This window comes from Variovorax sp. P1_H12_2, from assembly GCF_056405335.1.
Genome location: NZ_JBFUCI010000413.1, coordinates 1 through 5,564 on the forward strand (window position 1 = coordinate 1; position 5,564 = coordinate 5,564).

General features: G+C 67.7%; 6 protein-coding genes. 1 reads left to right on the top strand and 5 read right to left on the bottom strand.

The features are described 5' to 3' along the window. The coding region (locus AC1D2K_RS28695; protein WP_478093046.1) for a UvrD-helicase domain-containing protein at positions 1-204 on the bottom strand (204 nt) is incomplete at its 3' end. Positions 205-415: 211 nt separating this feature from the next. Between AC1D2K_RS28695 and corA the strand changes: the two genes are divergently transcribed. Continuing rightward, positions 416-1,402: a magnesium/cobalt transporter CorA gene (gene corA, locus AC1D2K_RS28700; RefSeq protein WP_478093047.1), complete on the top strand. Its 987-nt coding sequence runs from the start codon at positions 416-418 to the stop codon at positions 1,400-1,402. Between the two features lie 91 nt (positions 1,403-1,493). Here the strand turns inward: corA and AC1D2K_RS28705 are convergent, their stop codons facing one another. The 4 genes from AC1D2K_RS28705 to AC1D2K_RS28720 all read right to left on the bottom strand — a co-directional run. Beyond that, the gene (locus AC1D2K_RS28705; protein WP_478093050.1) at positions 1,494-2,279 is read right to left on the bottom strand and encodes a 5'-methylthioadenosine/adenosylhomocysteine nucleosidase; all 786 of its coding nucleotides are present in this window, start codon (positions 2,277-2,279) and stop codon (positions 1,494-1,496) included. Continuing rightward, on the bottom strand, positions 2,276-3,901 hold the full coding sequence (locus AC1D2K_RS28710; RefSeq protein WP_478093053.1) for an ABC transporter substrate-binding protein: 1,626 nt from the start codon (positions 3,899-3,901) through the stop codon (positions 2,276-2,278). The genes AC1D2K_RS28705 and AC1D2K_RS28710 overlap by 4 nt, the downstream gene beginning before the upstream one ends. Before the next feature lie 14 nt (positions 3,902-3,915). Then, positions 3,916-4,920, bottom strand: coding sequence for a dipeptide ABC transporter ATP-binding protein (locus tag AC1D2K_RS28715; protein ID WP_478093054.1), 1,005 nt, complete (start codon positions 4,918-4,920; stop codon positions 3,916-3,918). A 142-nt stretch (positions 4,921-5,062) separates the two neighbouring features. Further along, positions 5,063-5,564: oligopeptide/dipeptide ABC transporter ATP-binding protein (locus tag AC1D2K_RS28720; RefSeq protein WP_478093055.1), on the bottom strand; the 502-nt coding region annotated here is incomplete at its 5' end.

A 5,564-nucleotide genomic window follows, 5' to 3' on the forward strand; every position in this document is an offset into this window, starting at 1 on the left:
GTGCGCGAGCGTGCTGGTCTTGCCCGAGCCGGCGCCGGCGATCACGAGCAGCGGCCGCGGGTCCTGCTGCGCGGGTTCGAGCGCGGCGTCGACGCCGTGCAGCACCGCGGCGCGCTGCGCGTCGTTGAGCTTCGCGAGCGCCTCCGCCAGCCGTTCGGCCTGGCTCGTGGCGCCGGGGGAAGTGGGTGTCGCAACGCGCTGCATCGCCGCAACTGTACTGTATGTCCGTCCAGCCTCAGGCCAACGCCGTCACGGCCTGGATGACATAATCGCGCCTCGCTGCAACCGGAGACTCCTGCATGGAAATCGACCCGTCTCGGCAGCTTTCACTTCCCCTCTGACGCGTCGTCGGCGAGGGAATTGAAAGCGCCCACACCCCTCGCCCAACCGCCAGACATTTCACGGGAGTGAGCCCATGCTCAACATCTTCACGCTTGCCAATGGCCGCCTCGTCCAGGAAGAGATCGAGGCCCTCGAAGAGCTTTCCAAGTTCCAGCCGATCTGGGTCGATCTCGAATCGCCCACGGTCGAGGAAAAGCGCTGGATCAAGCAGTACTACGGCCTTTCGATTCCCGAAGACGCGATGGACGAGGACATCGAGGAGTCGGCTCGCTTCTACGAGGAAGACAACGGCGAACTGCACATCCGCAGCGACTTCCTGATCGACGACGACGAGAACCCGCGCTCGGTGCGCGTGGCCTTCATCCTCAACCAGCACAACGTCGAGTTGCGCAGCCGCGGCGTGCTGTTCTCGATCCACGACGAGGACGTGCCGGTGTTCCGCCTGCTGCGCATGCGCGCGCGGCGCGCCCCCGGGCTGATCGAGGACGCCAAGGAAGTGCTGCTGAAGCTGTTCGACGCCGACGCCGAGTACTCGGCCGACACGCTCGAGAACATCTATGACGAGCTCGAATCGGCAGGCAAGAAGGTGCTGTCGGGCAACGTCAGCGACGAGCTGGCCGGCGAGGTGCTCGGCCTGATCGCGCGCCAGGAGGACTTGAACGGACGCATCCGCCGCAACGTGATGGACACGCGCCGTGCCGTCAGCTTCATGATGCGCAGCCGGATGCTGAACGCCGAGCAGTTCGAGGAAGCGCGGCAGATTCTTCGCGACATCGAATCGCTCGACAACCACACGGCCTTCCTGTTCGACAAGATCAACTTCCTGATGGATGCGACCGTCGGCTTCATCAACATCAACCAGAACAAGACCATCAAGATCTTTTCGGTGGCCAGCGTGGCGCTGTTGCCGCCGACCCTGATCGCCAGCGTCTACGGCATGAACTTCAAGTTCATGCCCGAACTCGATCTGACCTACGGCTACGCCTATGCGGTCGTGCTGATGATCGCCAGCGCCCTGGTGCCGATGTGGTACTTCCGCCGGCGCGGCTGGTTGAAGTGACCACCCCGTTGCTTGCTCACTTCGTGTAGCCGCCTCCCCTCAAGGGGCGCACCCAGCGGCCCGGCTGAGCCGGTTCCGAGGGTGCTCTCGATCAGAGTGGCTTGGGTGGGCCTGGTTCTTGTTGCGGCGAGAGTGTCGCGAGCCAGGCGCTGACGAGGGCCAGGCTGTAGCGGCTCGCGACCGCCGAGACGAAGCGCGTGAAGTCGCCATGCGCCTCGTCGTCGGCGCGATCGGAAATGGTGCGCACCGCGGCGAAGGGCACGCCGTAGTCGTGGCACACCTGGGCCACCGCGGCGCCCTCCATCTCGACCGCCAGCGCGTCGGGCAGGTCGCGGCGAAGCACGGCGCTTTCGGCCGCGGTCGAGACGAAGCGGTCGCCGCTCACCAGCAAGCCGCGATGCACCGTCGGCGCGGCCAGGCCGAAGTCCTCGACCACCTGCGGCCCCAGCAGGCCCACCGGGTCGCGCAGCAGCTCGGCGGCCACCGCCGCGAGCGAATCGCCGATCGCGGTGTCGACCGCGAAACGGGCGTGGCCGGTCAGCGGCACCTCGTACCTCGGGAAGATCGGCGAGGCGTCGAGGTCGTGCTGGAGCAGCCTGGTGGCGACCACCACGTCGCCCACCCGGACGCCCGGCGCCAGCCCGCCGGCGACGCCGGTGAAGACGATCGCGCGGACCTTGAAGCGCTCGAGCAGCACCGTGGCCGTGAGGGCCGCCGCCACCTTGCCGATGCGCGACAGCACCGCGACCACCGGCTGCCCGCACAGGTGCCCGACCCAGAAGTCCCGCCCCGCCACGTGCACGCGCTGCTCGTCGGGCATCTGCGCGAGCAGTGCACTGAGCTCCTCGTGCATCGCGGCGACCACGGCGATCGTCATTGCTTGATATCAACTCCATAGAACGTGTGGCGGCCGAAGGGACTGAGCTTGAAGTCGACCACCTCCTTGCGCACCGGCTTCAGCTGCACCGCATGCGCGATCGTGAACCACGGCGCCTGCTCCTTGAAGATCACCTGCGCCTTCTTGTAGAGCGCGTCACGCTCGGCCTGCTGGGGGACGTTCTTGGCCTTCACGACCAGATCCTCGTAGGGCTGGTAGCAGAACTTGGCCACGTTGCTGCCGCTGGCCGATTGCGCCGAGGCGCAGCCCAGCAGGGTGTAGAGGAAGTTGTCGGGGTCGCCATTGTCGCCGGTCCAGCCCAGCATGCCCATCTGGTGCTCGCCGGCCTGCATGCGCTTCCTGTACTCGCCCCACTCGAAGGTCTTGATCTCGGCCTTGACGCCGACTTTCGCGAGATCGGCCTGCATCAGCTCGGCGATGCGCTTGGCATTCGGGTTGTAGGGCCGCTGCACCGGCATCGCCCACAGGTCGGTCGTGAAGCCGTCGGGATAGCCCGCCTGCGCCAGCAGCTTCTTGGCGGCCTCGGGATCGTAGGGGTCGTCCTTGATGGCATCGTTGTAGGACCACATGGTCGGCGGGATCGGGTTCTTGGCGGCGACGCCGGTCGTCAGGTAGACGCCGTCGATGATCGCCTTCTTGTTGATCGCCATGTTGAGCGCGCGTCGCACGCGCACGTCGTCGAAGGGCTTCTTCTGCGTGTTGTAGGCCAGGTAGCCGACGTTGAGGCCGGCCTGCTCGAGCACCTGCACGCTCGGGTCCTTGCGGATGGCGTCGAGGTCGGCCGGGTTCGGGTAGGGCATCACGTGGCACTCGCCCTTCTGCAGCTTGGCCCAGCGCACCGAGGCGTCGGGCGTGATCGCGAAGATCAGGTCGTCGATCTTGGCCTTGCCGCCCCAGTACTGCGGGAAGGCCTTGAAACGAACGATCGCATCCTTCTGGTATTGCACCAGGTAGAACGGGCCGGTGCCGATCGGGTCCTGGTCGATCTTCTCGGGCGTGCCGGCCTTGAGCATCGCGATCGCGTATTCCTTCGACTGGATGCCGGCGTAGGGCATCGCCAGGTTGGCCAGGAACGGCGCCTCGGGCTTGTTCAGCACGAACTTCACGGTGTAGTCGTCGACGCGGTCGATCGACTTCAGCAGCTTGGGCATGCCCATGTCGTTGAAGTAGGAGTGGTTCGGGCTCGTGACCTTGAAGTAGGGGTCGTTCTCCTTCCACTGCCGCTCCATCATGAAGATGACGTCGTCGGCGTTGAAGTCGCGCGTCGGCTTGAAGCTCTTGGCCGTGTTGTGCCACTTCACGCCGCGGCGCAGCTTGAAGGTGTATTCGGTGCCGTCGGGCGAGATGGTCCAGCTCTCGGCCAGGCCGGGCAGGACCTTGGTGGTGCCGCGCTCGAACTCGACCAGGTTGTTGTAGACCTGCGTGGTGGCGTCGAAGGAAGTGCCCGTGGTGTTCACCGCCGCATAGAAGTTCTCGGGACTGCCCTCGGAGCAAAAGACCAGCGTCTTGGCCGACGCGGCGCCGCAGGCGAGCGCGATGGCCGCCGGGGCCAGCAGCGTGGCCGCGCGCAGACGACGCGAGAGGTGGGAGGTGGTGGGCATGTCGTTCGACTCCTTCAGGGTTGAGGCCGCGCGAACGCGGGCGGGGACACATCGGCAGGCAGGAACTTCTCGGCATGGTGGCAGGCCACCCTGCGCTCGTCGAGCAGCCGCGGCAACGGCCGCTCCATGCGGCAGCGCTCGGTGGCATGGCTGCAGCGCGTGTTGAAGACGCAGCCCGGCGGCGGCGCCAGCGGCGAGGGCAGCTCGCCCTTGAGCACGATGCGCTCGGCCGCGAGCCCGGGCGTCGAGGCCAGCAGCGCCTGCGTGTAGGGGTGCAGCGGCCGCGCGAAGATGCGCGCCTTGGGCCCCTGCTCGACCGCATGGCCGAGGTACATCACCAGCACCTCGTGCGCGATGTGGCGCACCACGCCGAGGTCGTGCGAAATGAAGAGGTAGGACAGCCCCAGATCGGCCTGCAGGTCGGCCAGCAGGTTCAGCACCTGGGCCTGGATCGAGACGTCCAGCGCCGACACCGGCTCGTCGGCCACCAGCAGCCGCGGATCGAGCATCAGCGCGCGCGCGATCGCGATGCGCTGGCGCTGGCCGCCCGAGAACATGTGCGGGTAGCGGTTGGCGTACTCGGGCCGCAGCCCGACGCGGGCCAGCATGTCGCGCGCCCGGGCGGCGCGCTCCGCCTGGCCGAGCGTGGTGTTGATCGCCAGCGGATCCTCGAGCACGGCGGAGATCTTCTTGCGCGGATTGAGCGAGCCGTAGGGGTTCTGGAACACCAGTTGCACCGCCTGGCGCAGCTCGCGCCGGCGCTCGGGCGGCGGATCGACCGCATCGTGGCCCACCAGGCGGAGCGAACCCGCAGTGGGTTTCTCGATCAGCGCCACCATGCGCGCGAGCGTGGATTTGCCGCAGCCCGATTCGCCGACCACCGCCAGCGTGCGGCCGCGCTCGATGCGAAACGAGATGTTGCCCACCGCCTGCAGTTGCGCCGGGGCGCGGAACAGGCCACGGCGCACCGGGTACACGCGCTGCAGGTCCTGCGCTTCAACAACGACTGTCTGGTTCATCCAGGTGGTCCATGGCGCAGTGCGCCTTGCGCGACGACTGAAACCGGCACACCCAAGGCCAGGGATACCGCGGAACCGGCTTCGCCGGGCCGCCGGTATCGCCCCCTCGAGGGGGAAGCGCCGAAGGCGTTTCGGGGGTGTTTCATCTCACGAACTCCACGACGTGGGCGCCATCGCGCGCCAGGGCCTCGTCGCGCTGCGGGTCCCCGAGCGCGTAGTGGCAGCGCACCTGCCCGCCCATCCAGTCGCGCAGCTCGGGCCGCACCGAACGCGAATGCGCGGTCGCGTAGTCGCAGCGCGGCGCGAAGAGGCAGCCGGCAGGCCGGTCGTGCACCCCCGGCACCACGCCGGCGATGGTGGCGAGCCGCCCTGCGCCCGCCGTGCGCTCCGGCAGCGCCGCCAGAAGCGCCGCGGTGTAGGGATGCTGCGGCGCCGCGAACAGCTCGGCCACGCCGCGCTCCTCCATCACCTGGCCCGCATACATCACGGCCACGCGCTGTGCCATTTCGCTGACCACGCCCATGTTGTGCGTGATCAGCACCAAGCCCATGCCGCGCTCCTTCTGCAGGCTGCGCAGCAGGTCGAGGATCTGGGCCTGGATCGTGACGTCGAGCGCGGTGGTCGGCTCGTCGGCGATCAGCAGC